This is a genomic window from Solirubrobacter soli DSM 22325 (assembly GCF_000423665.1).
Classification (GTDB): domain Bacteria; phylum Actinomycetota; class Thermoleophilia; order Solirubrobacterales; family Solirubrobacteraceae; genus Solirubrobacter; species Solirubrobacter soli.
The window spans coordinates 358,196-383,618 of sequence record NZ_KE384071.1; the positions used below are offsets into that span (position 1 = coordinate 358,196).

Genomic DNA, 25,423 nt, shown 5'->3' on the forward strand with positions numbered 1-25,423 from the left:
ACCACAGGGAGACGCAATGCCGCGCTTCATGATGTTCATCTACCCCAACATCTCGGACGAGGTGTACGCCGCCGGGCCGACGGCCGAGGACGTCGCGTCGATGAACCGGTACAACGAGGAGCTGACCAAGGCCGGGGCGCTGCTCGCGCTCGACGGACTGCGGCCGGAGGCCTCGCGGGTCTCGACCTCCGGCGTCACCGACGGTCCGTTCAGCGAGGCGAAGGAGCTCGTGGGCGGCTACTGGATCATCCAGGCCAAGGACCGCGAGGAGGCGATCGAATGGGCCAAGCGGTGTCCGCAGGAGCCCGGCTCGTTCGTGGAGGTGCGGCAGATCTTCGAGCTGTCGGACTTCTCCGAGGACCTCCAGGACGCCGCGAAGCTCTCATCGCCGCCGCCGAACCAGCCGATCGAGCGGTGAGCGCCACCCAGCGGGCGATCGAGGCGGTCTGGCGGATCGAGTCGCCGCGGCTGATCGCCGCGCTCGCGCGGATGATGCGCGACGTCGGCGTCGCCGAGGACCTCGCGCAGGACGCGCTCGTCGTCGCGCTGGAGACGTGGCCGCGGTCAGGCGTCCCGGAGAACCCGGGCGCCTGGCTGATGACCGCGGCCAAGCACCGGGCGATCGACCTCATGCGGCGGTCTCGCACCCGCGACGAGAAGCACGCCGAGATCGGGATGGTGATGGCGCTGAGCACGGTCGAGGAGGCCGGCTCCGACGACCTGCTCTCGCTGATCTTCACCTGCTGTCACCCGGTCCTCTCGATGGAGGCCCGGGTGGCGCTGACGCTGCGGATGCTCGGCGGGCTCTCGACACCCGAGATCGCGCGCGCGTTCCTCGTCAGCGAGGCCACGGTCGCGCAGCGGATCGTGCGGGCGAAGAAGGCGCTCGCGGGCCTCCCGTACGCGCCGCCCGACCCCGACGAGCTGGCCGAGCGGATGGCGGGCGTGCTCGAGGTCCTCTATTTGATCTTCAACGAGGGCTACGCGGCGACCGCGGGCGACGACTGGGTCCGCCCGGAGCTGTGCCAGGACGCGCTGCGCCTCGGCCGCGTGCTCTCCACGCTGGCGCCGCGCGAGGGCGAGGTCTGGGGCCTGCTCGCGCTGATGGAGATCCAGGCCTCGCGGATCAGGGCGAGGGTCGCCCGCGACGGCACGCCGATCCTCCTCGCCGACCAGGACCGCTCGCGCTGGGACCGGCTGCTGATCGGGCGCGGGCTCGCCGCGCTGCACCGCGCCGAGGGTCTCGGGCTCGGCGTCTACGGCCTCCAGGCCGCGATCGCCGCCTGCCACGCCCGCGCCGCCCGCGCCGAGGAGACCGACTGGATCCGCATCGCGGCGCTGTACGAGACGCTCGCGCAGATCGCCCCCTCGCCGGTCGTCGAGCTCAACCGCTCGGTCGCGCTCGGCATGGCCTTCGGCCCGCAGGTCGGGCTCCGTCACCTCGACGCGCACGTCGCCGAGCTCACCGGCTACCACCTGTTGCCGAGCGTGCGCGGGGACTTCCTGCAGCGGCTCGGCCGTCGCGACGAGGCGCGCGAGGAGTTCGAGCGCGCGGCCGCGCTGACGGGCAACGCCGCCGAGCGCGAGCTCCTACTCTCCCGGGCCGAGGCGCTCGCGTGAGGTCTTCACCCGCAGCGTCCCGCCCATCCCGGAGGTGATGATCCGCAGCCGCGGGGCGTCGCCGACCGGGCCGGTGTCCGGCAGGTCGATGTCGCGGCTGGAGAACGCGCCGCCGCCGTCGACGGACACGTGCACGCCGCGCGGGACGACGATCGTGACCGTCCCGAAGACATTGCGGACGTGCATGACGGTCTCGGCGCCGTGCAGGGTGGCGAGCCCGAGGTCGAGCACGACCGTGCCGCAGACCGAGACGACCTTCGACTCCGGGGAGAGCTCCCACCGCCCACCGCGGGTCAGCCGCGAGAACCACGCCCCATGTTTGACCGGCAGGTCGGCGACGCCGGCCGACGGGAGATCGGCGACGATCTCGGCCAGCTCGGTGTCGGTGCGTGCGAGCTCGGCGCGCTCGACGCGGTCGGCGAACTCGTCGAGCGTGAGGCGGCCTTCGACGGTCGCGTCGCGCAAGCTGACGATGGCCTTCGAGCGATCGGCGTCTCCGGCGAGGGTCATACGGGAAAGTATGCGCCGTGGGGTACGCCGAGCTCGGGACCGTCCGCCTGCACTACGTCGAACAGGGAGAAGGGCCACTGGTCGTGCTTCTGCACGGCTTCCCGGAGTTCTGGTACGGCTGGCGGGCGCAGATCGGGCCGCTGGCCGAGGCCGGGTTCCGCGTCGTCGCACCGGACCTGCGCGGCTTCAACCTCTCCTCGAAGCCGCAGGGCCGGGGCAACTACACCCTTGACGCGCTCGCGGTCGACGTCGCCGAGCTGATCGAGGAGCGCGGCGCGTCCAGCGCGTGCATCGCCGGCCATGACTGGGGCGGCGCGGTCGCCTGGCACACCGCGATGCACCACCCCGAGGTCGTCGAGAAGCTCGCGATCCTCAACGCGCCGCACCCGCGGCGCTTCAAGGAGGCCGTCTTCCGGCCGCGGCAGGCGCGACGCTCGTGGTACATGGCGCTCTTCCAGCTGCCGTGGCTGCCCGAGTTCCTCGGGCCGAAGGTGTTCCCGCAGCGCGACGACCCGCGCTACCAGGAGGCGTGGGCGCAGCCGGGCGCGATGACCGCGTCGCTGAACTACTACCGGGCGATGACGCCGAAGACGTGGATCACCCGGGTGGACGCGCCGACGCGGGTGATCTGGGGCCGCAACGACCGGTACCTGATCCCCGAGCTCGCCGAGCCGCCGCGCGACGAGGTCCCGAACCTGGAGCGGGTCGTTGTGTTGGACACGTCACACTGGGTCCAACACGAGGCCCCGGAGGAGGTCACGCGGTTGCTCGCGGAGTTCTTCGCGCTACCCTGAGTGATGTCAGATAGCGAGGGCAACCGGAGGGCTGAGACCTTCAGCTTCACCGAACGTCCCCCTGCCACACACGCCTGATCTTCTGATGGCCGAGGCCCGCCTAGATGCGGGTCTCCGCGTTTAAGGGCCCGCTGACGAATACCGGTACGCCCGCTGCGGCACATCCGCAGCGTCTCGCGCCACCCGCGCTGCTCACGGCCGAGAGGGCCGCATCGCGAGCGCGGCCGGCCCGAGCCACTGGCGGCTGCACCACATCGGTCGGACCGACCATTCGTCAGCGAACCCTCGGGGTGGCTTTCGCCCGCGAGAGCGCCAGGCAGCCGAGGCCCGCGAGCGTCCACGCGACCAGGACCGCGATGTGCCCGCCCGCCGCGGCGCCGTCGAAGAACCCGGTCGAGCGCAGGAGGTTCCCGCCCGCGCCCGGCGGGAGCAACTGGCCGAGCGTGCCCGCGCCGGTCGGGAGCATCTCCGGCCCGGTCGCCACGCCCGAGAACGGGTTGCCGACGAACACCATCAGCAGCGCGCCCGCGGCGATCCCCGCCTTGCCGAACAGCGCCTCCAGCCCGGCGACGAGCGAACCGATCGCCAGAACGGTCAGGGAGAGCGCGCCGGCGTTGGCGAGCCAGTCGCCGCCGACCACTCCGAGCCACGTCTGCACGATCAGCGTGGCCGCGAGGCCGGTCAGCAGCGCGCCGCCGAGCACGAGCCCGGCGCGCCGGCCGCGGCGGCGGGTGAGGTGGGCGGCGAGGCCGCCGGTGAGGATGCCGGCGAGCACGAGCGGGAGGACGGACGCGGCGAGCGCGTTGCCGGCGGGCTTGGCGGCGACGACGTCCTCGACCGGGCGCTCGCCCGCCGCGTGGGTCAGGAACTGGGCGACCGCGGGCGACGCGGCCGAGGCGACGAGCATCTTCTCACCGGCGAGCGCGCCGTAGACCTCGCGGTCCTCGATCGCGGCTCGAGCCTCGGCCTCGGTCGTGTAGCGGTGCGTCTCGAACTGCGGCGGCAGCTGCTCGCCGCCGACGACGCCGACGGGCAGGTCGCGCGGCCCGATCTTCGCGGCGGGCCACGCGAAGAGCGTGAGGACGAGCGCGGCGACGAGGGGGACGAGAAGGATCTTGTTCATGTCCGCCAGCGTCGTCGGCGCGCGGGCGCCGGTCATCCGGGGTGGACCCTGGTCGTGCTCCCTGAGATGCTCCTCAGGGATGCGTCATATGGCTGAGCCGCTGGTGGGGCGGGTCGCTGAGCTCGCCGCCCTCGAGGACGCCCTGACCGAGGCGCGGCGCGGCTTCGTCGCCCTGGAGGTGCTGGGCGAGCCGGGCATGGGGAAGACGCGGTTGCTGGCGGAGCTCGAGCAGCGCGCCGACGGCCGCGGCTGCCTCGTGCTCACCGGCAGCGCGTCGGAGCTCGAACGCGACCTGCCGTTCGGCGTCTTCGTCGACGCGCTCGACGAGTTCCTGTACGGCCTCGACCCGCACCGCCTCGCGAACCTCGACGAGACCACGCGCGACGAGCTCGCCCACATCTTCCCGTCGCTCGACCGCCCGTCGGGCGGCAACGGAGTCGACGAGCGCTACCGCCTGCACCGCGCCGCGCGAGCGCTGCTCGAGGAGCTGGCGCCGCTGGTGCTGATCCTCGACGACCTGCACTGGGCCGACTCCGGCTCGCTGGAGCTGCTCGGCTCGCTGCTGCGGCGCCCGCCCGCCGCGCCGGTGTTGCTCGCGCTGGCGGTCCGCCCGCGCCAGGTGCCCGAACGGCTCGTCGGAGTCCTGGAGCGGGTGCGGCAGGTGGAGCTCGGCGAGCTGACCGCAGACGAGGCGCGCGAGCTGGTGGGCGAGCATGCCGACCGGCTGTATCCCGCCGCCGGCGGCAACCCCTTCTACCTCCAGCAGCTGGCGCGCGCGCCGGCACGGCTGGCGACCGGGCCGGCCGTGCCGCTGTCGGGCGTCGAGGTCCCGCGTGCCGTGGCGGCGGCGTTCGCGGGGGAGATCGCGCAGCTCTCCGACACCGCGCGACAGGTGTTGGCGGGCGCGGCGGTGGCGGGCGATCCGTTCGAGCCCGAGCTGGCCGCGATCGCCGCGGGCGTCTCGGAGTGGGACGCGATCGACGCGCTCGACGAGCTGCTGCGGTCCGACCTCGTCCGCCACACCGACGTCCCGCGCCGCTTCCGTTTCCGCCACCCGCTCGTGCGCGCGGCCGTGTACGCGACCGCGCTCGGCGGCTGGCGCCTCGTCGCCCACGAGCGCTGCGCCACGGCGCTGAAGGAGCGCGGCGCGAGCGCGCTCGAGCGCGCGCATCACGTCGAGCGCTCCGCCCGGCGCGGCGACTCCGCCGCCGTCGCCGTGTTGCGCGAGGCGGGCGCCGCCGCCGCGCCGCGCGCGCCCGCCTCGGCCGCACGGCTCTACGAGGCCGCCGCCCGGCTCCTCGGCCCGACCGCGCCCGAGCGGGCGGCGGTCCTGGGCGACCTGGCCCGCGCCCACTGGGGTGCCGGCCAGTGGTTCCCCGCCTACGAGGCGATCCACGAGGCGGTGACGCTCGCCCCGAGCGTGCGCGCGATCGCGGCCGCCGCGTCACTGGAGCACCTCCTCGGGCGCAACCAGGAGGCGCACGCGCGGCTGGAGGCGGCGCTCGCCGGGCTGCCCGGGGGCGTGAGCGAGGACACGGTCCTGCTGATGATCGAGCTCGGCCGCGACGGGCTCTACCGGCGCGACTACGCGGCGATGCTCGCGTGGATGCGCCGCGCGCTGGACGCTGCGCGCGAGCTCGGCGACACGAGCCTGCTGGCGACCGCCACCGGAGCGGTCACGCTCGCCGCCACCTTCGCGGGCGACGGCGCCCAGGCCCGCGCCGCGGCAGACGAAGCCGCCGCGCTGTCGGATGCGCTCCCCGACTCCGAGCTCGCGCAGCACCTGGACTTCGCCGCCAACGGCCTCGCCGGCGCGGAGTTGCTGCTCGACCGCCTGGCCACCGCCGCCGCCCGCGCCGAGCGGGGGCTGTACGTGGCGCGCGCGACCGGCCAGGGCCAGGTGCTCCCGGTGCTGTTCTGGACCGCGACCGTCCGCGCCGACGCCGGCCGCCTCCGCGAGGCGGGCGAGCTGCTGGACGAGGCGATCGAGATGGCCCGCGTCGCCGGCCAGGCCCAAGGCCTCGCGTGGAACCTGTTCGCCCGCTCGTTCGTCGCCACCGCCATGGGCGACACCGCGCTCGCCCTCGCGACCGCGCGCGAGAGCGTCGCGGTGCTGCGCGACGCCGAGCCGAGCTTCCCGGCCTCGGGCGCCGGCCACGCGCTGGCGGCCGCGCTGCTCGCCGACGGCGACGCTCCGGGCGCGCTCGCCGCGCTGCTCGAGGCGGGCGGGGGCGAGTCGCTCCCGCTGATCCCTGCCGGCTGGCGCCCGCGCGCGCTCGAGCTCCACACCCGCATCCTGCTCGCCCTCGGCCGCCTGGAGGAAGCGGCGAGGGTCGCCGCCGCGGCGCAGACTTTGGCGGAGCAGCTCGGCGTTCGCACCGCCGGCGCCTACGCCGACCGCGCAGCCGCCGCGGTCGCGCTCGCCGGCACGGACGATGCGGGCGCCGCGCCGCACGCAGCCGCGCCAGACGACGCCGGCCCGGCCCGCGCGGCGCAACTCGCGCTTCGTTCCGCGGCGGCGTTCGACGAGCTCGGCGTGCCCGTCGAGGCCGCGCTCTCGCGCGCGCTCGCCGGGCGTGCCCTCGCCGGCAGCGACGCCTCGCGGGCCGCCGCGGAGCTCGACAAGGCCGCGGGCGCGTTCGAGCGCTGCGGCGCCCTCGGCCGGCGCGACGCGTGCGAGCGGGAGCTGCGGCGGCTCGGCCGGCGCACGACCTACCGCCGCACGAAGGCGGCCGGGGACGGGTCGCTGGTCGGCTCACTCACCGAGCGCGAGCTGCAGATCGCGCGGCTCGTGGTCGACCGCCGCACCAACGCGGAGATCGCCGCCGAGCTCTACCTCTCGACCAAGACCGTCGAGACCCACTTGCGCAACCTGTTCCACAAACTCGGCGTCTCCTCGCGCGTCGAGGTCGCCCGCGTCGTCGAGCGAGAAGATAAAGGGGTCAGGCCCGTTTAGGTTTGTGGACGGCGACGCCGCGCACGCGGTCGTCGGCGATGTCGAGGACGAGCATGCGGTGGGGCGTGCCGTCGGGCTCGTGCAGGTCGACCGCGGGCGAACCGTTGACCCATGTGGCCGAGGCGGTGTACATCCCGAATCGGGCGCTGAGGAACGCCGCGATCGCCTCGGCGCCGATCAGATCGGCCTGCGGCGGCATCGTCATCACCGCGTCCTCCTGCAACAGCGAGAGCAGCGCGTCGATGTCGGCCCGCTCCCACGCGTCGACGTAGCGGTGCAGCAACTCGCGCTGGTACCCGCGGCCGGGGGCGACGCGGTGGGCGGGCGCCTCGGCCTCGATCGTCGCCCGCGCCCGCTGCAACGCGCTGTTGACCGCGGTGACGGTCGTGTCGAGCAGGTCGGCGGACTCGGCGGCGGACCAGCCGAGGACGTCGCGCAGGATCAGGATCGCGCGCTGCCGGCCGGGGAGCCGCTGGATCGCCGTCAGGAACGCGAGCTCCATCCCCTCGTGCAGCGCGTAGCGGGCGGCGGGATCGGCGATCGACGTGTCAGCGTCCTCGAGCCGCGAGTCGGGATAGGGCTCGACGGCACGCCGCGGGCGCTTCTCGAGCTCGTCGAGGCACGCGTTGGTCGCGATCCGGTACAGCCACGTCTCCACCGAGGAGCGACCCTGGAAGCGGCCGAACGAGCGCCATGCGCGCAGCAGGGTGTCCTGGACGACGTCCTCCGCGTCGTGGATCGAGCCGAGCATGCGATAGCAGTGGACCTCGAGCGCGCGACGGTACGGCCCGACGACGGCGCGGAAGGCGCGCTCGTCACCGGCCAGGGCTTCGGCGACCTGCAGGGTGCTCATACGCGGTTAGACACCTCCGGCCGGCGAAACTCATCGGTCAGTTCCACGCGCCGCGGGTGTCTAACCCGGGCATGACACACCGCAACTGGGTCCTGGTGCTCGGCGCCGTGGCCTCCTTCATGGTCGCGCTCGACGCGCTCGTCGTCGCGACCGCGCTGACGACCATCCGCCTCGACCTGCACGCCAGCGTCGAGCAGCTGGAATGGACCGTCAACGCCTACAACCTCTCGTTCGCCGTGCTGATGATGACCGCTTCGGCGCTCGGCGACCGCTTCGGCCGCCGCCGGATATTCGTCGCCGGACTGGCGCTGTTCTCGCTGGCCAGCGCGGCCTGCGCGCTCGCTCCGGACGCCGGCACGCTGATCGCCGCCCGCACCGTCCAGGGCATGGGCGCGGCCGCGGTCACGCCGCTCGCGCTGACACTTGTGGGCGCCGCGTTCCCGCCCGAGAAGCGCGGCGCCGCGATGGGCGCTCTGCAGGGCCTGACCGGCCTCGCGGTCGCGAGCGGGCCCGTGATCGGCGGCGCCGTCGCGCAAGGGCTCGCCTGGCAATGGATCTTCTGGATCAACGTCCCGATCGGCCTCCTCGCGGTCCCGCTCGTGCTCGCGAAGATCCCGGAGTCGCGCGGCGCGGACGCGACGCTCGACATCCCCGGCGTGACCCTGATCACCGCCGCGGCGCTCGGCGTCGTCTGGGGTCTCGTCCGCGGCAACGGCGCGGGCTGGGGCAGCCCCGAGGTCGTGGTGAGCAGCACCGCCGGCATCGTCCTGCTGATCGCGTTCGTCGCCTACGAGCTCCGCGCCCCGACCCCGATGCTCCCGATGCAGCTGTTCAAGAACCGCGCGTTCAGCGCCGGCAACGCCGCGGGGTTCCTGATGCTCGCCGCGCTCTTCAGCGCGGTGTTCTTCCTCGCCCAGTTCCTCCAGATCGTGCACGGGGACGACGCGCTCGGCGCCGGCCTGCGGCTGCTGCCCTGGACGGCGACGCTGTTCTTCGTCGCACCGGTCGCGGGCACGCTCGTCGACCGCTACGGCCCGCGCCGGTTCATGGGCGCCGGCCTCGCACTGCAGGCGGTCGGGCTCTCGTGGCTCGGCCTCAACCACGACACCTACGCCGAGATGATCCCGGCGCTCATGGTCGCCGGCGCGGGCGTCTCGATGGCGATCCCGGCCACGATCAGCTCGGTCGTCAACGCCGTGCCGCAGCACATCGGCAAGGCCGCGGGCGTCAACAGCATGATGCGCCAGCTCGGCGGCGTCTTCGGCGTCGCGATCGCCGTGGCGGTGTTCAGCGGCGCGGGCGGCTACGCGTCCTTCGCCGACGGCTTCGAGCGCGCGCTCCTCGTCGCTTCGGGCATGTCGCTCGCCGGCGCGCTCTGCGCGACCGCGCTCCCCAGCCGCCGCGCGGCGACAACGGCGGTGCCGGCCACGACGTAGGGTGTCCCGATGCGCCTCGACCACGTGATCTACGGCACCGCCGACCTCGACGTCGCCCAGCGGCGGATCGAGACCGAGCTCGGCCTCGAGGTGCTTGCCGGCGGGCACCACGTCGGGCAGGGCTCACACAACCGGATCGTCCCGCTCGGCGACGGCTACCTGGAGCTGATGGCGATCGACGATCCCCAGGAGGCCGCGACGAACCCGTTCGGCGAGGTGCTGCTCGAGGTGCTGGCGGTCGAAGGGCTCGTGGCGTGGGCGGTGCTGGTCGACGACGTCCACGCGATCGCCCAACGCCTCGGCACGCCGCTCGTGGAGGTCCGGCGGGAGACGCTCGGCGCGACCGTGACCGGGGTGCAGGAGGCGCTGCGCGAGCCGACGCTCCCGTTCTTCATCGGTGCCAACGAGCGCGGCACGCGGCCGGGGACCGCGCGCGACGCGGGCGGCCTGACCTGGATCGAGGTCGCGGGCGACGAGGCGCGCCTGCGCGACTGGCTGGGCGACGCCGAGTTGCCCGTCCGCGTCGTCCCCGGCGACCCGGCGGTGCACGCGATCGGGATCGGCGAGCGGGAGTTCAGACCCTAGGGCCGGCCCGCCCAGGACCAGCGCAGGGGCGCCCGGAGGAAGCCCGCGACCGTCGAGTTGTCGGCGGGCGCGAGGTCCGGGCCCTCGGCGTGGGCGTCGATCGTCACGCTGGTCGCGCTCGGGTCCTCGGCGTGGACCACGAACTCCCGCGTCTCGCCCGGCGCCAGCGGCGTCGTCGCGCACTGCGGGAACGCCGTCAGGCAGGCGCCTTCGATGCCGGCGCCCGCCAACCACGAGACGTCGAATGACGGCCGATCGGCGGTCTGCGCGCCCGCGTTGGTCAGGGTGACCTCGACGCGCAGGCGGCCGTCGTCCTCGCGCGCCGGCAGCACGTTCACGCGCAGGTCGGTGCGGTCCTCGGTGAGGTCGCCGCGCAGGTCGCCGTCGACGTCCGGCTCGGTGTGGAACGCGACCGCGAGCTGCGCGCCGCGGTCGCGGACGGTCTCCGCGTCCGGGCGCTGGACGTCGAGCCACGTCGTCTCACAGGGATCGAGCGAGCGCTCGATCGTCGGCCGGCACGCCTCGCGCGAGACGATCGCCAGCCCTCCGGTCTCCTGGACGAGTCCCTGCGGCGCCGCCGCGGTGTGCGCGAGCGGGAACGTGTACGTCCCCGGCGCGGCCGGGAGCTCGACCGGCTCGCCGGCGACCCCGCCCACGAGCGGGCGCACGACACCCGCGCGCCCACCCGCCGCGACCGTCACCGTCCAACTGGTCAGCACCCGACCGGACTCGGGCATTGCGGCCGTCCTGGAATGGCTGATGAACGTGGCCGGCCCGTCGGGCGTCCGCTCGGTCGCCGCGGCGCCCGGGAGCAGCAGCGACGCGACGACGGGCGCGGCCCACTTCATCTGAGGACCTTCGTGGTGGCGGTGATCGGCGTCTTGCCGCTGATCGTGCGCACGGTGATCTGTGCCGGCAGCGCACCGTTGCGAACCGCCCGCTGGAGCGAGCGCAGCTTCGCCCCGGTGGCGCGCACGGTGACGGAGCGCTCCGTCCCGGCCTTGAGCGTGACGATCTTGCCGAGCTTGACGGTGCGCCCGCGCACCTTGAAGGCGACGGTCACCCGGGCACGGCCGTCGTACGCGGCGCGGACCTTCACGGTGACGCCCTGCTTGAGCTTCTGCGACTCGGCCGCCGTGAGCGTGAACGGCGGCACCGCGGCGATGCTGACGGCAGCGTCGTTGTCGGCGGCCGCGAGGTCCGGCCCCTCGGACTTGACGTTGACGAAGACGGTCTGGCCGGCTCGCGCGACGTCGCCGGTGAGCGTCACCGTGCGCGTCTCGCCCGGGGCGATCCGCTCCAGCGTGCAGCCGCCGAAGGACCACTGCCACCAGATCTTCGGATCGTCGGTCTTGCAGCCGTCGGACTTCTGGACGCGACCCAGCGACGTCGTGACGTTCGGGAGGTCGGCGGCCAACGGCCCGGCGTTCGTGATCGCGACCGTCACCGCGGCGTGCCCGTCGTCGACGCGGGTCGCCGTCGCGCTCACGCGCAGGTCGGTCCGGTCCTCGGTCGAGTCGCCCACGAAGTCCTCGTCGCGATCGGGCTCGAAGATCCCGGTGACCGCCAGCTGCGCACCCTCGCGGACCTGGCTCGGGTCGCCATCGGAGCCCGCCGGGGTCCAGATGTTCACCCGCTTGATCTGGCAGGGGTCCATCCCTCGCCCGAGGGCCGGATTGCAGGCGTCCTGGATGAGGATCGCGTGGTCGCCCGTCTCCTGGTCGATGCCGATCTGCCCGAAGCGATAGTCCCAGCGGATGTGCGGCGCCGCGAACGTGTACGTGCCCGGCTCGGCCGGGAGCGTCACCGGCTCGCCCACCTTCGTCACGCCGCCCTGGCGGGCGCGGATCCGGATCGTCCCCGCCTGCCCGCCCGCACCGACCACGACGCGCGCGGCCACGAGCACCTCCGGCGACCGGCCCTCCATGGTCGACGCGCCGGTCCATTCGTTCAGCAGCGTCGCCGGTCCCGCCGGCGTGTTGTCCGCGCTCGCCGCCGCCGGGAACGCCAGCGCCAGCCCAAGGACACCCAGACCCACCCTCATCGCGTCACCGTCACCTTTGTCGTCACCGGCGTCTTGCCTTGGATCGTCCTGATCGTGATCTCGGCGCCGACCGCGCCGCCGGCCAGCATCCGCCGCAGCGAGCGCAGCTTCGCGCCCGCGGGACGGATCGTCACGTCCCTGGCCGTGTAGGGGGCGAGCCGCACGACCCGCCCGATCTTGACCGTCTTGCCCGCGCGCGTGAACGCCACCGAGATCCGCGCGCGCCCCGCCCGGATGCCCCGCGCCCGCACCGCGATGCCCTTGCTGAGCCGCTGCGACGTCGCGGCCGCCACGTCGAACGCGGGCGCGGCCGCGAGCGTCACAGCCGCCGAGTCGTTCGCCGGCGCCGTGTCCGTGCCTTCGTAGCCGACGCTGACCTGGCCGGCGAGCGCCTCCGGCGCGTCGCCCAGCAGCAGGAACGTCCGCGAAGCGCGCGCGTCCAGTCGCGGGGTGATGCAGGCGGGGTAGATCGTGAGCGGCGTGCAGGTCTCCCAGCGCAGACCCGGGAGCGAGGCGGCGTTCAGCATCGGGAGGTCCGCCGCGAGCGGTCCGGCGTTGGTGAGCGTCACCTCGATGCGGGCACGGCCGTCGGGATCGCGCGTCGCCTTCGTGGCGATCCGCAGGTCGGTGCGGTCCTCGGTGAGATCGCCGCGAAGGTCGCCGTCCTTGTCCGGCTCGGTGACGAGCGTCGTCGTCAGCCGCGCGTCGTCGATGCGCTCATCCGCCTGCCCGTCCCGCTCGACGATGAGGTGCGTGTCGTTCGCGTCCTCGACGATCGCGTGCGCGCCCGTCGTCTGGACGATGCCCACCGTCTCTCCACAGGCGCCGCCGCTGAAGACGTGCGGGGCGGGGAACGTGTACGTGCCGGGGGTCGCCGGGAGCTCGACCGGGTCGCCGACGACGCCGCGAACGACCGGCCGGACGGTTCCGCCCTGCCCGCCGTCGCCCACCACGACGCGCCAAGCGACCGAGACGGTCGGGACGAACGCCGCGCCGCAGACCGACGGCACGTCGGGGACGGTGGCGATCGTCGCCGCGCCCGCGGGCGTCGTGCCCGCGGCGGACGCGGTGGCCGGAAGGGCGGCGACCAGCATCCCCGCGGCGAGGACCGGAACTCTCATCATGGCGCGTCCAAACTAGCCGCGCACTAACGGAATCTGACGCGTTAAGTCGTGGCTTGTCTGGCGGAGAACTGCTCGCGCAGCGTCTTCTTGGAGAATTTGCCCACGGAGGTCTTCGGGACCTCGTCGATGATCTCCAGGTCGTTGGGGATCCACCACTTCGGAACGCGCTCGGCGAGGAACGTGCGCAGCTCGTCGAGCGTGATCTCGGCGTCGCCGTCGGGGACCACGCACGCGAGCGGCCGCTCGCTCCACTTCTCGTCCGGGATCCCGATCACCGCGGCCTCGGCCACCTTCGGGTGGGCCATGATCGCGTTCTCGAGCTCGACGCTGGAGATCCACTCGCCGCCGGACTTGACGAGGTCCTTGGTGCGGTCGACGAGGCGGACGTAGCCGTTGGGGCTGATCGTGGCGACGTCGCCCGTCCGCAGCCAGCCGTCGTCGGTGAAGGACTCCGACGAGCGCTCATCGTTGTAGTAGCCGGCCGCGATCCACGGCCCGCGCGCCTGCAGCTCGCCGCGCGCCTCGCCGTCCCACGGCAGCTCGTCGTCGGTGCCGGGCTCGACGATCCGCAGGTCCACGAGCGGGATCGCGATGCCCTGCGCCGCGCGCAGGTCGGCCAGCTCCTCCTCGCTGCGATCCAGCAGCGTCGACTTGATCCGCCCGGTGGAGGCCACCGGCGAGGTCTCGGTCATGCCCCAGGCCTGCAGGATCGGCAGGCCGATCTTCTCGCGATAGGCCTCCGACAGCGACTTCGGCACGGCGGACCCGCCGCACAGGATGTCGCGCAGGGAGGAGAGATCGCGGCCTTCGAGCTCGGGCAGCACGCTCATCCAGATCGTCGGGACGCCCGCCGCCAACGTGACCTTCTCGGACTCCATCAGCTCCGCCAGCGCCTTCGGCTGCATGTTCGAGCCGGGCATCGCCAACGACGCGCCCGCCATCACGGCCGCCTGGCAGAGCCCCCACGCGTTCGCGTGGAACATCGGCACCACGGGCATGATCGTGTCGCGCTCGGAGACGCCGGCGGCGTCGGCGACGAGCGAGCCCATCGAGTGCAGGACCGTCGAGCGGTGCGAGTAGACGACGCCCTTCGGATGACCGGTCGTGCCGCTCGTGTAACACATGGCCGCGGCCTGGTTCTCGTCGGCGATCGTCTCGAACTCGACGGGCGAGGCCGCCGCCAGCAGCGTCTCGTAGTCGCGCACGCGCGGGTCGTCGGGGATCTCGTCGGCGACGCCGTCGTCCATCACGACGACGTGCTTGACCGTTTCCAACCGGTCGACGAGCGGCCAGAGGACCTTCAGCAACGAACGATCGACAAAAACGACCTCGTCCTCGGCATGATCGGCGATGTAGACGATGTCGTCCGGGAAGAGCCGAATGTTCAAGGTATGCAGAACGCGCCCGCTGCACGGAGCCGCGAAGTAGAGCTCGAGGTGCCGCGCGGTGTTCCACGCGAACGTCCCGACGCGACCGTCGGCGGAGATCCCGAGGTCGTCGAGCACGCCTGCGAGCCGGCGCGTGCGTTCCGCCCACTCGCCGTACGTGGTCCGCTCGATCCCGCCGGCCTGAACGGTCGCGATCCGTTTCTCTGCAAACAGTCGTTCCGCGCGCCGGAAGACGTGTGTGAGCGTCAGCGGATAGGACTGCATCAAACCCTGCATCGTGCCTCTCTCCTTGCACCGAGGTGGCGCAAGCGTACCCCCGATCCTCGTCCTTCGGGCGTGTTTGGGCGCGGCCGCAGCGAGCAGACTGGAGGTGCCGTGCCGGACGCCGATCACACGGGCAGGATGCCCCGCCTCACCCTCCTGATCGTGCTCGGCCTCCTCGTCCTGGCGGGCTGCGGCGGCGACCAGGCGCCGAAGGCGGCGGCGCCGCGGTTCCCGACCTCGCCGCCGCCGCCCGGGGCGCCGCTGGACTCGCTGCCGCCGAAGGACGACTCGATCCCCGCCTTCCGCCAGCTGCAGTACGAGCGCTGGCTGCGCGCCGAGATCGCGGACCTGCGGCGGTCGCCGACCGTCGAGGCCTCGCTGCGCGTCGCGCGGCTCACCGAGCGGATCTCGCCGGAGCTCGAGACGAGCCTGCGCGCCGACTGGGACAACGCGAACCGCACCGTCGGCAAGCTCAGCGGCACCCGCCGCACCGAGCTCGCGTACGTGATCGGGACGGTCCGCTCGCTCGCCGCCCAGCACATGCTGACCATCGACCGGTTGCGCCCGGTCTTCCTCGTGCTGCGGACCAACACCCGCTTCTGGGCGACGCAGCCGCTCCCGGCCTCCGGCTTCCGCACCAGCCCGGAGACCGATCCCGCGGTCTTCCAGTACTACCCCGGCCACGGCCTGCAGCTTCAGCCGCTGGCGTCATGGGGCCGCGCGAACGCGATCGCGGGCGCGTGTCTGGCGGCGCTGCGCAGCAAGACGCGCAAGGACCGCTGCCGCCCGGCGGCCATGGCGAGGGCGCTGGACCGGCTCTCCGCGCTCGGCGCGCGCCGCAGCGGGTACCTGGCGTGGGAGTACTACTTCGCCTACGGGACCGGCACGCCGCCGTGGGTGAGCGGGATGGCGCAGGCCACCGCGATCCAGGCGCTCTCGCGCGGGTACCGGGCGACCGGCAAGGCGCGCTGGCGGCACGCGGCGCTCGAGGCGCTGGGCGCGTTCGAGCAGGCACCGCCGTCCGGCGTGTCCGTGCCCGTACCGGGCGGACGCCACTACGCGCTCTACTCCTTCGCCCCGAACCACCTCGTGTTCAACGGCGGGCTGCAGGCGGTGATCGGCCTGCGCGACGCCTCGGCGCTGCTGCACTCCAAGCGCGCGGAGCACCTCTACGAGCGCGGCGAGCGCGCGGCGCGGCGCGAGATCCCCGAGTACGACACGGGCGCGTGGTCGCTGTACTCCGAGGGCGGCGCCGAGGCGACCCTCAACTACCACTCGCTGATCGCGGGCTTCCTGACGAACATCTGCGACCGCACCCACCGGCGGACCTACTGCAGCGCCGGCGAGCGCTTCAAGCGCTACGAGCGGGAGCCGACGAAGATCGGCATCGCCCTGCCGCACACGACCCGCTGGGATCGCACGAGCACGTTCCGCTTCTCGATCTCGAAGATCTCCGACGTCAAGGTGCGCATCTGGGGCACGCGCGGCATGAACCTCTCGCGCGACCTGCGGATGGGCCGCGGGTCGCGCTCGCTGTCCTGGCGCCCGCCCGGCCGCGGCCGCTACACGCTGCGGATCACCGCGCAGGGCCCGAGCGGACCGCTCGGCGTCGAGACGCGCACGATCCGCGTCACGCTGCCCAAGCCGAAGCCCAAGAAGAAGAAAAAGCACAAGAAACCGGCACACGATCGCCTGACCAGCGATTCCAGATGAGAAACTGGGGCTACCTGCAGTACCGAACGCCTGACGACGTGCGAGACTTGCGCCCCAGATGGCCGCGACCGTTAGGGATCCCGAACAGCGCGACGACGTCCAACCCGTCGCGAACGAATCGCTTGACCGGTTTCTGACCGGCACCGTGACCGTCCTCCCGATCCTGGCTCTGGGCCTGGTCGCGTGGCAGGTGTGGTCCGAACTGCTGGGCTGGAGCGACCTGATCGTGTTCGCGATCATGTACATCGCCACCGGGCTCGGGATCACCGTCGGCTTCCACCGCCTCTTCACCCACCGGGCGTTCAAGACCGGCAAGGCCGTGCGCGCGATCCTCGCCGCGCTCGGGTCGGCCGCGATCGAGGGTCCCGTGATCTCGTGGGTGGCCGACCACCGCAAGCACCACGCGTTCTCGGACCAGCCGGGCGATCCGCACTCGCCGCACGTCGACCACGGCCACGGCCTGCGCGGCGCGCTGCGCGGGCTCTTCCACGCCCACGTCGGCTGGCTGTTCATCCACACGCAGCGAGGCCTGAAGTCGCGTTACGCGCCGGACCTGATCAAGGACCCGGTGGTGAACTTCATCAGCCGCACGTTCGTGCTGTGGGTCATCGCCGGCCTGGCCGCGCCGTTCTTCCTCGGCTGGGCGATCGGCGGCACCGTCGCCGAGGGCCTGACCGGCCTACTGTGGGGCGGCGCCGTGCGGATGCTGGTCCTGCACCACGCGACCTACAGCATCAACTCGCTCTGCCACTTCTTCGGCAAGCGGCAGTTCAAGACCACCGACGAGTCGCGCAACCTCGCGTGGCTGTCGGTCTTCACCTTCGGCGAGGCGTGGCACAACAGCCACCACGCCTTCCCGACCTCGGCCCGCCACGGTCTCGGGCGCTGGCAGTTCGACCCTTCCGCGTGGGTCATCTGGGCGCTCGAGAAGACCGGTCTGGCGTGGGACGTCGTGCGCATCGCCCCCGAGCGCCAGGCCGCGAAGCTCGTGACGTGACGAGCGATCTGCGGACAGCGCTCGCCCAGGCTCTCCCGGATCGGCCGTTCGAGCTCCAGCTGTGGGATGGGACGTCCCTGCCGTCGACGAACGGCAACGGCGGCCCCGTCTTCACGATCACGTCGCCTGAGGCGCTCGGCCACGTGCTGCGCTCACCGGGCCAGCTCGGCCTGGGACGCGCGTACGTCAGCGGCGGCATCGACGTCGACGACATCGACAAGGCGCTCGAGGTCATCGGGACCTGGAAGCCGCCGTCCATCGACAACAAGAGCAAGCTGGCGATCGCGAAGGGCGCGGTGAAGGCGGGCGCGCTGCGGCAGATCCCGAAGGTGCCGGCGATGGAGCTGCGCCCCGAGGGCAAGCGCCACTCGATCCTGCGCGACAAGCGCGCGGTCACGCACCACTACAACCTCTCGAACGAGTACTTCTCGCTGTTCCTGGACGAGTCGATGACGTACTCGTGCGCGATCTTCTCGCGCGGCGCGACGACGCTGGAAGAGGCGCAGCGGACCAAGCTCGACCTCGTCTGCACGAAGCTCTCGCTGCAGCCGGGCGAGCGGATCCTCGACGTCGGCTGCGGGTGGGGCGCGTTCGCGATCCACGCCGCGCGCGAGTACGGAGTCCACGTCACCGGGATCACTTTGAGCGAGCCGCAGGCCCAGCTGGCGCGCGAGCGCGCCGCGGCCGCCGGGCTGGCGGACAAGATCGACATCCGCGTCATGGACTACCGCGAGATCGCGGGCGAGACGTTCGACGCGATCGCCTCGATCGGCATGGTCGAGCACGTCGGGTCGGTGAACATCGACCAGTACTCGGCCAAGCTGGCGTCGCTGCTGCGGCCGGGCGGGCGGCTCCTGAACCACGGCATCGCGCGGCTGCGGGTGGGCGACGCCGAGGCCGGCCCGTTCTCGGAGCGCTACGTGTTCCCGGACGCTGCGCCGCTGCATCTCTCGCGGATCCAGCTGTCGCTCGAGCGGGCGGGGCTGCACACCCGCCACGTCGAGGACTTCCCGGACGACTACGCGCGCACGCTGCTCGAGTGGCAGCGGCGCTTCGAGGCCAACATCGACCGGGCGCGCGAGCTCGGCGGCGACGAGCGCGTGCGGGTCTGGCGGATCTACCTGCGCGTCTCGCGCCAGGGGTTCGAGAACGGCTTCATCAGCGTGTACCAGGTGCGCGCGGTGAAGGGCGATCCTCGCTAGCGGGCTTCGCCCGCTGCTTCGGTCGCTTCGGAAGGGCTTCGCCCTTCTATGCCCGCCTGAGCAACCCGTTGTAGACCTCCATCAGGAAGTCGACCATCTCCGGGTTCGGCATCGGCTTGTCCTGCGAGCGGCGCCGCAGGATCTCCGAGCAGAGCCGGATGTAGGCCTCCCCGAGCGCGCCGGTCAGCGCGCCGGCGACGGCGGCGTTGAGCACGTTGCCGCCGGGGAGCTTGAGGACGAGCGTCTTGCCGGCCCGTTCGATCGCGCCCTGCCCGACGGCGGCCTTGAGCAGGCCGCCGGCGTCGTCCTTTGAGAGCTCGACGCCGAAGATCGCGGTGATCGCGGCCAGCATGCCGAGCTGGATCGGCTTCAAGAGGATCGCGTCGGACATCGGGACCGGCGCCGCGGCGGTGGCCGCGGCCGCCGCGGAGGCGGCGACGACGACGGCGCGCGCCTGGTCGGCCTTGAGGTCGAGGACTACCCCTTGGGCGTTCACGAACGCCCGTCTCACCGCCTCGGGGAGGGTGTCGTTCGTCAACCGGACGAGCTCCTCCAGCCCGCGCACGGCGAGCGTCTGCGTCCCGATCGTGCGCGGCTGCGCGAGCGTGCGGACCGGCCTGTTGCCGACCAGCTGCAGGTTCTCGAAGCGGACCGCCCGCTCGAGCGCGTCGGCGCGCTCGTCGTCGATGACCTGCGTGAAGACGAGGATCACCGGGACCTCGTCGGCGAGCGCCCGGATGATCTCCAGGTCGTAGTCCTCGACCCGCGTCTGGCCGGCGTCCATGCAGTACCAGAGCAGGTGGAGGTGCTCCGAGACGGGCGCCTTGCGGTGGTCGGCGATCAGGCGCTTGTAGTCGCGGATCACGGTGCGCTTGGAGTCGCCGAGCTCGACGCCCTTGGTGTCGTAGAGCGTGACGGGGACGTCGGGGTCCTCGAAGCGCTGGACGACCTTGGTGACCGGCCGGCCCGTGCCGGTCGTGGCCAGCGGCTTGCGGAAGATCGCGTTGATCAGCGTGCTCTTGCCGACGCCGGTCTGGCCGATCACGAGGATGTTCGCGTGGCCGATCTGCTCCAGTTCGCGCGCGTGGTCGCGGTCGAACAGGGCCGCGTCGTCGAGCTCTGAGTCCGGCTTCGGCGGCTCGATCTCGGGCTCCGGCTTGCGCCGGCGATCCTTGATCGCGCCCCATGCGCGGCCCACCTGATGGGTGACTCGATCCCGTCGCGTGGCCATCCGCCTGCTAGCGTACGACGTACGGAACGGCACCGATGCCTTCCGCGAGACCGCCTTGCTCTGCTTTGTCAGCGTGGTCTCCCGCTTTCAGCAAGGAGTTCCTCCCCTCTTGTCTTCGCAGTCTTTCGCCGAACTCGGCCTGTCGCAGCCCGTCGTGCGCGCGCTCGCCGATCGCGGCATGAAGCACCCCTTCGCCATTCAGTCCCTCGTGATCGAGGACGTGCTGGACGGCGTCGACGTCCTCGCCAAGTCGCCCACCGGATCGGGCAAGACGATCGCGTTCGCCGCGCCCATCGTCGACGTCCTCGAGCGCGATGCGCGCCGCCCGACGGCCCTGGTCCTGGCGCCCACGCGTGAGCTCGTCTCCCAGATCGTCGAGGAAGCGCGGCCGCTGGCCGAGGCCCGCGGTCTGAAGGTCGCCGCCGTCTACGGCGGCGTCGGCTTCGAGAAGCAGACCCGCGAGGCCAAGGCCGCGCACCTGCTCGTCGCCACCCCCGGTCGCCTGGAAGATCTCTTGCAGCGCCGCTCGCTCTCGTTGAGCGACGTCGAGATCCTCGTGCTCGACGAGGCCGACCGCATGCTCGACATGGGCTTCCGCCCCGCCGTCGACCGGATCGTCAAGCAGTGCCCGCAGGATCGCCAGACGCTCTTCTTCTCGGCGACGCTGGACGGCGAGGTCGGCCGCATCGCCGCCGACTACACCGTCGACGCCGTGCGCCACGAGCACCGCCCGCCGGAGGAGCACAAGGCCGAGATCGAGCACCGCTTCCGCCTCGTCAGCCGCGACACGCGCGTGCGCGCGCTCGTCGAGGAGCTGCGCGTCGAGGACCGCGAGCTCGCCCTCGTCTTCGTCCGCACCAAGCGCGGCGCCGACCGCCTGGTCAAGCGCCTCGGCAACGAGGGCGTCCGCGCCGTCGCCATGCACGGCAACAAGTCCCAGAACCAGCGCGAGCGCGCCCTGGCCGAGTTCGGCTCGGGCAAGGTCGACGTCCTGGTCGCCACCGACGTCGCCGCCCGCGGCATCGACGTCACCGGCGTCTCGCACGTGATCAACTTCGACGCGCCGGACGACCGCGAGTCCTACGTGCACCGCATCGGCCGCACGGGCCGCGCCGGCCGCACCGGCATCGGCATCACGTTCGTCGAGGCCGAGCAGGCCCGCGACATGGGCAAGATCGCCGCCGCCCTGCGCCTGCACGAGCAGTTCGAGCACGCCGGCCTCGGCCAGACCCCGCGCCCGCACACCTCGGGCCCGAACACCACCCGCCACCGCCCGCGCAGCAGCGGCGGCGGCCGCAAGCCCCGCTCGCGCGCCTCGCGCTAGCCGCGCATTCGGTCACTGAGCGTTGCCAGGCAACGTTCAGTGACCACTCGCCGCGTCTAGCCCTTCCCCGCGTTCGATGAGACGTAGTCCGCGATCTGCTTGATCTGGTCGTCGGTCAGCTTGCCCTTGAAGGAGGGCATCGCGCCGCCGCCCGTGTTGACCTGGTTGGTCACGAGGTCCGGGCCGGGCTTGAGCTGGTCGAGGTCTGGGCCGACCTTGCCGGAGGCACCCGCCGCGGCGAGCGTGTGGCACGTGGAGCAGTTGTCCTTGAAGAGCTGCTCGCCGCCTCCGGCGGAGGCGGGCGGTGTGGAGGAGTCCCCCTCGTCCGAGCCGCCGCAGCCGGCGACGAACGCGAGGAGAACAGCGGCGACTGCGAGACGGAGCTTCACAGGCGGCACTGTACCTGGCGTCACGCTGGCTCTACATTAGGCAGCGCATGCGCTCGCCCCGTGCCCTTCTGGTCCTCCTCGGTTGCGCCGCGCTGGCGCTGATGGCGCTGCTGGGTCTGACGGGCATGCAGGAGATCGTCTTCTACGGCGGGCCGTTCCTGCTGCTGATCGGCCTGCTGCTGAGCGGGCGGTTCATCGGCGAGGAGGCGATCCTCGCGCGGCACGCGGGTCCCGCGGCCAAGCTGCGGCCGCTGCCGAAGCGCTGGACCCCGGTGCGCGAGCGCCCGCTGGCGTCGCTGCTGGAGCGCAGCACGCGGCAGCTCAGGGGTCCTCCGGGCCAGGCGTTCCACTTCGCCTAAGCCCGTCAACTCCTGAGCTCTAATAAGGAGGTCCCGTTGCGGACCCTCACCGTCACCGCCGCGGTGATCGCGCTCCTGCTCGGCGCACCCGTGGCCCTCGCCCACCAGGGCAACCCGAACTACCGATCGGTCGTCACATCGGTCACGCCCGCCACCAAGGGCGTCGACGTGTCGGTCCTGAACTTCGATGACCGCCTGCTCATGCACAACACGAGCGGCAAGGACATCACGATCTACGACTACCAGGACCCGCCGAAGCCCTACGCGCAACTGCTCGCCGACGGCACTGTCCAGGTCAACACGAACTCCGAGGCCTACTACCTCAACGAGGACCGGCTGGGCGAGACGTCCGTGCCGGCGAACCTCGGCACCGAGCCGAAGTGGAAGGAGCTCTCCAAGAGCTCGCGCTTCGAGTGGCACGACCACCGCGCCCACTGGATGGGCAAGAGCGACCCGCCCAACCTCAAGGACAAGAACGTCAAGACCAAGATCGACGACTGGACCGTGCCGATCGCGGTCGGCGCCTCCAAGGGGACGATCGCGGGCACGCTGACGTGGGTCCCGCTGGACGAGGGCGGCCTGCCGCTGGCGGCGATCTTCGCCTTCGCCGCGCTGCTGATCGTGCTGTCGCTCGCGGTCTTCATCATCCGCCGCCGGCGTGCAGACGACGACGGCGGGGATGACGCGCCGCCGCCGCCGAAGCAGGAGGTCGTGGAGGCGTGGTGAGACGCGCCGCCGCGGCACTCGCCGCACTTCTGCTGGCCCTGACGCTCCCCGCCTCCGCGCTCGCCCACGCGACCCTGCAGGCGACGATCCCCGAGCGCGGGGCCAAGCTCGACAAGCCGCCCGCCGAGGTCACGTTCCGCTTCGACGAGTCGGTCGAGGCGAGCTTCGGCGCGCTGCGCGTCTTCGACTCCAAGGGCCAGGAGGTCCAGACCGGCAAGGCGTACCACCCGGACGGGAAGGGCGCGGAGATCTCCGTCAAGCTCAAGCCCGGCCTCGGGGACGGCACGTACACGGCGACGTACCGCGTCGTGTCGGCCGACGGCCACGCCGTGTCCTCCGGCTACGTCTTCACCGTCGGCGAGGCGTCCGCGCCCGCCGAGTCGCTCGACCAGCTGCTCGCGGCGGGAGGGAAGACCGGCCCGGTCACCAACACGGCGCTCGCGGTCGCCCGCGGCGTCCAGTACAGCGCGATCGCCCTCGGCCTCGGCGCGCTGATCTTCTTCCTGGTCGTCTGGCGCCGAACCGGCGCGACCTCGCGGGCCTTCACGGCTCGTCTCGAACGGCTGATGCTGGTCGCGGCGATCGCCGGCGTGCTGTCCGCTTTGGCCGCGCTCGTCCTGCAGGGCGCCGTCGGCGAAGGCGGCTCCTTCTGGGACGCCGCCCGCGTGGACACCGTCCGCGAGGTCCTCGGCACGCGGTTCGGCCGCGCCTGGGGCATCGGCGCTCTGCTGTGGATCATCACGCTCGTCGTCCTCGCCACCCGCCCGCTGCGCCCGCGCGGGGAGCCGCGCCACGACGGCCCGGAGGGCGAGCCGACACTGGTGGGCGGCGGCTGGGCGCCCAACGGCGGCTCCGCGCCGGAGGCCGACGAGGCGGAGCCGGCCCTGGCCGGCGGCGCGCCGGCCGCGGTGGCCGTTGCCCCGCCGCGCGTCGCCGCGGCCGCCCCGCGCGTCTCCACCGCGCACCTCGTCGCCCTCGGCGTCCCGCTCGGCGCGCTCGCGCTGCTGCCCTCGTTCGGCGGCCACACGAGCGTGCAGTCGCCGGTCGCGATCCTGCTGCCCGCGAACATCCTCCACGTGCTCGCGATGAGCGCATGGCTGGGCGGGATCGCCGTGCTCGTGTTCGCGCTGCGACACGCCACGTCCGAGCTCGCGCCGGACCGGCGGACGCCGCTGCTGGCCGACACGGTCGGCCGCTTCAGCGCGCTCGCCAGCATCGCGCTGCCGGTGCTGCTGCTCTCGGGCGTCGTCCAGGCGATCGTCGAGGTCCGCAGCTTCCCGGCGCTGCTCGATAGTGCGTTCGGCCGCAGCGTCCTGATCAAGATCGTGATCGCGCTCGGCATCGTCGCGCTCGGCTACATCAACCGGCAGGAGCTCCTGCCGCAGCTGCGCCAGGCGGCGAAGGACAACACGACCCCCGGCCACACCGGCGTGCTGCTGCGGCGCACGCTGCGCTTCGAGCTGGCGCTCGGCCTCGCCGCGCTGGCGGCCACCGGCGCGCTGTCGAGCTACGCGCCGTCCGTCGCCGAGTCCAGCGGCCCGTACGCCACGACCACGAACGCCGGCCCGATCCGGATCGAGGTCACGGTCGACCCCGCCAAGGTCGGCCCCAACCAGCTCCACCTGTACCTGTTCGATCGAAAGACCGGCGCCGCGTTCCAGGGGACCAAGGAACTGCGCGTCACGGCCGCCCTGCCGGCCAAGAAGATCGCCCCGATCACATTCAACTCGCACGTCGCCGGACCGGGCCACTACGTGGTCGACGGCGCGACCCTCTCGGTCGCGGGCGACTGGACGATCTCGGTCACCGACCGCGTGTCGGACTTCGACGAATACGAAACCCGCTTCTCCGTACCGATCAAGTGAGCCGTCACATGTTCAAGAAGACCCTCGCGACAGCCGCGGTCCTCGCCCTCGCCGCGCCCGCCGCGGCGCAGGCCCACGTCACGCTGCAGCCGAACACGGCCGCGGCCGGCGCCTACACCCGCCTCGACGTGCGCGTCCCCAACGAGCGCGACGACGCGAGCACCAACAAGGTCGAGGTCCAGTTCCCCGACGGCTTCGCCTCCGCCTCCTTCGAGCCGGTCGCCGGCTGGGACGTCAAGGTGACCAAGAAGCAACTCGCCAAGCCGGTCCAGACCGACGACGGCGAGATCACCGAAGGCGTGAACACGATCACGTGGACCGCCAAGTCAGAGGCGGATGCGATCCCGCCCGGCGCGTTCCAGGACTTCGGCCTCTCCGTGCAGATCCCGGGCAAGGCGGGCGACAAGCTCACCTTCAAGGCGCTGCAGACCTACACCGGCGGCGAGGTCGTGCGCTGGATCGGCGCCGAGGACTCCGACAACCCGGCCCCGATCGTGTCCGTCACCAACGGCGACGCGACCGCCCCGGCCGCCGCCACGCCCGCGCCCACGCAGGCCGCCGCGACGCCGGCGCCCGCCGACACGAGCGACGACTCCGGCAACGGGCTCGCGATCGTGGCGCTGATCGTCGGGGCGCTCGGCCTGATCGCCGGCGCCGCCGGGCTGATGGCCGCCCGCCGCGCTAACGCACGGTCCGGCGTAGCAGCATGAAGCAGATCGCGGCGATGATGAGCGAGATGATCGGCCAGCCCGCGCCGAAGCTCGTGAAGATCGCCAGCAGGATCCCGGCGACGCCGATCAGGCCGAACGTCCCCGTCGCGAGTACGAGCCGGTAGGCGCGCTGCTCTCGCTGCTTTCGGGATGGACGGGATCCGCCGCGGCGCTGGATGTCGCTCATGTGACTGATGATGCCACGCTCAC

24 protein-coding genes are annotated in these 25,423 nt (G+C 72.6%); 14 read left to right on the forward strand and 10 right to left on the reverse strand.

Going from position 1 to position 25,423, the window contains the following annotated elements; genetic code table 11:
- Positions 1-16 precede the first annotated feature (16 nt).
- Together G569_RS0137440 and G569_RS0137445 are read left to right on the forward strand one after the other, a co-directional pair.
- A complete protein-coding gene (locus G569_RS0137440; protein ID WP_037501815.1) occupies positions 17-418 on the forward strand; it encodes a YciI family protein in 402 nt (133 codons plus the stop codon).
- Positions 415-1,620: an RNA polymerase sigma factor gene (locus G569_RS0137445; RefSeq protein ID WP_028067194.1), complete on the forward strand. Its 1,206-nt coding sequence runs from the start codon at positions 415-417 to the stop codon at positions 1,618-1,620. The genes G569_RS0137440 and G569_RS0137445 overlap by 4 nt, the downstream gene beginning before the upstream one ends.
- Here G569_RS0137445 and G569_RS54960 read toward each other — a convergent pair.
- Positions 1,591-2,130, reverse strand: coding sequence for a DUF1707 domain-containing protein (locus G569_RS54960; RefSeq protein ID WP_053227593.1), 540 nt, complete (start codon positions 2,128-2,130; stop codon positions 1,591-1,593). The two genes, G569_RS0137445 and G569_RS54960, sit on opposite strands and share 30 nt — an antisense overlap.
- Before the next feature lie 17 nt (positions 2,131-2,147).
- Here G569_RS54960 and G569_RS0137455 point away from each other — a divergent pair, with 17 nt between their 5' ends.
- Positions 2,148-2,924 carry an alpha/beta fold hydrolase gene (locus tag G569_RS0137455; RefSeq protein ID WP_028067195.1) on the forward strand — a complete coding sequence of 259 codons (777 nt, stop codon included), beginning with the start codon at positions 2,148-2,150 and terminating at the stop codon, positions 2,922-2,924.
- Positions 2,925-3,198: 274 nt separating this feature from the next.
- On the opposite strand, the gene G569_RS54965 is transcribed toward G569_RS0137455, so the two are convergent.
- The gene (locus G569_RS54965) at positions 3,199-4,047 is read right to left on the reverse strand and encodes an ABC transporter permease (RefSeq protein WP_064750558.1); all 849 of its coding nucleotides are present in this window, start codon (positions 4,045-4,047) and stop codon (positions 3,199-3,201) included.
- A gap of 88 nt (positions 4,048-4,135) precedes the next feature.
- On the opposite strand from G569_RS54965, the gene G569_RS0137465 reads away from it, so the two are divergent.
- The gene (locus G569_RS0137465; RefSeq protein WP_053227594.1) at positions 4,136-7,003 is read left to right on the forward strand and encodes a helix-turn-helix transcriptional regulator; all 2,868 of its coding nucleotides are present in this window, start codon (positions 4,136-4,138) and stop codon (positions 7,001-7,003) included.
- Here the strand turns inward: G569_RS0137465 and G569_RS0137470 are convergent.
- On the reverse strand, positions 6,990-7,856 hold the full coding sequence (locus tag G569_RS0137470; RefSeq protein ID WP_028067197.1) for a sigma-70 family RNA polymerase sigma factor: 867 nt from the start codon (positions 7,854-7,856) through the stop codon (positions 6,990-6,992). The genes G569_RS0137465 and G569_RS0137470 overlap by 14 nt on opposite strands.
- A 71-nt stretch (positions 7,857-7,927) precedes the next feature.
- Here G569_RS0137470 and G569_RS54970 point away from each other — a divergent pair, with 71 nt between their 5' ends.
- On the forward strand, positions 7,928-9,292 hold the full coding sequence (locus G569_RS54970) for an MFS transporter (RefSeq protein WP_037501821.1): 1,365 nt from the start codon (positions 7,928-7,930) through the stop codon (positions 9,290-9,292).
- A gap of 9 nt (positions 9,293-9,301) precedes the next feature.
- On the forward strand, positions 9,302-9,877 hold the full coding sequence (locus G569_RS54975) for a VOC family protein (RefSeq protein ID WP_053227595.1): 576 nt from the start codon (positions 9,302-9,304) through the stop codon (positions 9,875-9,877).
- Here the strand turns inward: G569_RS54975 and G569_RS0137485 are convergent.
- The 4 genes from G569_RS0137485 to G569_RS0137500 are packed head-to-tail and all read right to left on the reverse strand — an operon-like array spanning position 9,874 to position 14,709.
- A complete protein-coding gene (locus G569_RS0137485) occupies positions 9,874-10,725 on the reverse strand; it encodes a hypothetical protein (protein WP_028067198.1) in 852 nt (283 codons plus the stop codon). The genes G569_RS54975 and G569_RS0137485 overlap by 4 nt on opposite strands.
- Positions 10,722-11,921 (reverse strand): hypothetical protein, encoded by a 1,200-nt coding sequence (locus G569_RS0137490; RefSeq protein ID WP_157592578.1) that lies wholly within the window; start codon positions 11,919-11,921, stop codon positions 10,722-10,724. Before G569_RS0137490 ends, G569_RS0137485 begins: the two co-directional genes overlap by 4 nt.
- Entirely contained in the window at positions 11,918-13,045 is a 1,128-nt protein-coding gene (locus G569_RS0137495) for a hypothetical protein (RefSeq protein WP_157592579.1), read from the reverse strand. Before G569_RS0137495 ends, G569_RS0137490 begins: the two co-directional genes overlap by 4 nt.
- A 41-nt stretch (positions 13,046-13,086) precedes the next feature.
- Positions 13,087-14,709, reverse strand: a complete 1,623-nt coding sequence (locus G569_RS0137500) for a long-chain fatty acid--CoA ligase (RefSeq protein WP_037501824.1) — start codon at positions 14,707-14,709, stop codon at positions 13,087-13,089.
- 126 nt (positions 14,710-14,835) lie between these two features.
- On the opposite strand from G569_RS0137500, the gene G569_RS0137505 reads away from it, so the two are divergent.
- From G569_RS0137505 to G569_RS54980, 3 genes are read left to right on the forward strand one after another with little or no spacing between them, the layout of a single operon-like run.
- Entirely contained in the window at positions 14,836-16,410 is a 1,575-nt protein-coding gene (locus G569_RS0137505; RefSeq protein WP_028067202.1) for a D-glucuronyl C5-epimerase family protein, read from the forward strand.
- Between the two features lie 58 nt (positions 16,411-16,468).
- Positions 16,469-17,407 (forward strand): acyl-CoA desaturase, encoded by a 939-nt coding sequence (locus tag G569_RS0137510; protein ID WP_053227596.1) that lies wholly within the window; start codon positions 16,469-16,471, stop codon positions 17,405-17,407.
- Positions 17,404-18,609: an SAM-dependent methyltransferase gene (locus G569_RS54980; protein ID WP_053227597.1), complete on the forward strand. Its 1,206-nt coding sequence runs from the start codon at positions 17,404-17,406 to the stop codon at positions 18,607-18,609. Before G569_RS0137510 ends, G569_RS54980 begins: the two co-directional genes overlap by 4 nt.
- Before the next feature lie 46 nt (positions 18,610-18,655).
- Here the strand turns inward: G569_RS54980 and G569_RS0137520 are convergent, their stop codons facing one another.
- A complete protein-coding gene (locus G569_RS0137520) occupies positions 18,656-19,840 on the reverse strand; it encodes a GTPase (RefSeq protein ID WP_084286165.1) in 1,185 nt (394 codons plus the stop codon).
- 109 nt (positions 19,841-19,949) lie between these two features.
- Here G569_RS0137520 and G569_RS54985 point away from each other — a divergent pair, with 109 nt between their 5' ends.
- Positions 19,950-21,164, forward strand: a complete 1,215-nt coding sequence (locus G569_RS54985; protein WP_157592580.1) for a DEAD/DEAH box helicase — start codon at positions 19,950-19,952, stop codon at positions 21,162-21,164.
- 56 nt (positions 21,165-21,220) lie between these two features.
- Here the strand turns inward: G569_RS54985 and G569_RS54990 are convergent, their stop codons facing one another.
- Complete coding sequence (locus tag G569_RS54990; protein ID WP_053227599.1) at positions 21,221-21,553, reverse strand: c-type cytochrome; 333 nt, start codon at positions 21,551-21,553, stop codon at positions 21,221-21,223.
- 47 nt (positions 21,554-21,600) lie between these two features.
- Here G569_RS54990 and G569_RS0137535 point away from each other — a divergent pair, with 47 nt between their 5' ends.
- Genes G569_RS0137535 through G569_RS0137550 form a run of 4 tightly spaced genes read left to right on the forward strand, consistent with a single transcriptional unit; the run spans position 21,601 to position 25,213 of the window.
- On the forward strand, positions 21,601-21,912 hold the full coding sequence (locus tag G569_RS0137535; RefSeq protein ID WP_028067205.1) for a hypothetical protein: 312 nt from the start codon (positions 21,601-21,603) through the stop codon (positions 21,910-21,912).
- A 36-nt stretch (positions 21,913-21,948) separates the two neighbouring features.
- Positions 21,949-22,638, forward strand: a complete 690-nt coding sequence (locus G569_RS0137540; protein WP_028067206.1) for a hypothetical protein — start codon at positions 21,949-21,951, stop codon at positions 22,636-22,638.
- Positions 22,635-24,503, forward strand: a complete 1,869-nt coding sequence (locus G569_RS0137545) for a copper resistance CopC/CopD family protein (protein WP_169542334.1) — start codon at positions 22,635-22,637, stop codon at positions 24,501-24,503. Before G569_RS0137540 ends, G569_RS0137545 begins: the two co-directional genes overlap by 4 nt.
- Positions 24,504-24,511: 8 nt before the next feature.
- Entirely contained in the window at positions 24,512-25,213 is a 702-nt protein-coding gene (locus tag G569_RS0137550; RefSeq protein ID WP_028067208.1) for a YcnI family protein, read from the forward strand.
- Here the strand turns inward: G569_RS0137550 and G569_RS0137555 are convergent.
- On the reverse strand, positions 25,185-25,400 hold the full coding sequence (locus G569_RS0137555; RefSeq protein ID WP_028067209.1) for a hypothetical protein: 216 nt from the start codon (positions 25,398-25,400) through the stop codon (positions 25,185-25,187). The two genes, G569_RS0137550 and G569_RS0137555, sit on opposite strands and share 29 nt — an antisense overlap.
- Between the last annotated feature and the right edge of the window lie 23 nt (positions 25,401-25,423).